The following is an 819-nucleotide window of genomic DNA, read 5'->3' as shown; positions in this document are numbered from 1 at the left end:
TCTTATCAGATTTGTATTCCTTATGCAGAACCAGTGGGAGACTTTGCTAAACAGACCTTGGTAGAAATTAAAGCAGCGCACCGTAAACATCGTGTTCCAATTGCTAAGCCTATTGAATTTGAAGAAGTAGAAAGCGATACACAACACTTAGGCATACAACAGGATGAAACTGTAAAAGTTGATACAGTCGCTAAACCTAAAACACATAAAGTGCGTTCATCAAAAACACTGCAAAATCAGCAAATCCTTGAAAACGATCAAAGTATAATAACCCCAGAACCTTTAGAAGAAAAATCTACAGACAGCTCGATACATAAAGTTAAAACAAAGAAAGTAGATAAATCTGCTCATGAGGTGGTAGAAAAAACTCCTGCAAATGGTAAAAAATCAACACGAAAAACACGCGAAAAATCACTCCCTGATAAATCAACGCAAACAAAAGAAATATCAGAACAAAAAACTGCAATAAAAGAAGTTGGCGAACTAACTCATTCCCAAATTAAAGAGACAGTCAACCAATCCGTTGTTATATCATCAATACCTGATGATGCTTCCAAAGCTAAGCGTGTTGGTTGGTGGAAACGCAGAACACTTTCCAACAATTAAGTATAAAAAAAACCGCCACAACTATTTATGGCGCTTTAAATAGCAAAAAATAGAAAAATACTTCAAATACACTCTTCTACATTATGTATTTATTAATTTTGTTTTGCTTTTTCTTGCTCAGCCCGCATACGATCTTCAATTTCTTTTTGCTTTGATTGAATGGCTTGTTGCAACTTTATTTGTTCTTGTTGAAAATCCTTTTCCTCTATACCA

The 819-nt window shown here is 34.7% G+C and carries 2 pseudogenes; one reads left to right on the top strand and one right to left on the bottom strand.

Annotation, left to right across the window (positions count from 1 at the left end):
- Nucleotides 1-606 (top strand): annotated as a pseudogene (locus ACFIK8_RS09695) (ribonuclease E/G); the annotation flags it as partial.
- A gap of 92 nt (nt 607-698) precedes the next feature.
- Here ACFIK8_RS09695 and ACFIK8_RS09690 read toward each other — a convergent pair.
- Nucleotides 699-819 (bottom strand): annotated as a pseudogene (locus ACFIK8_RS09690) (invasion associated locus B family protein); the annotation flags it as partial.

The sequence above is a fragment of the Bartonella sp. MR168JLCBS genome (assembly GCF_042194175.1).
The sequence above is the reverse complement of the archived record's forward strand: the minus strand, read 5'-3'. Positions and strand labels throughout refer to the sequence as shown.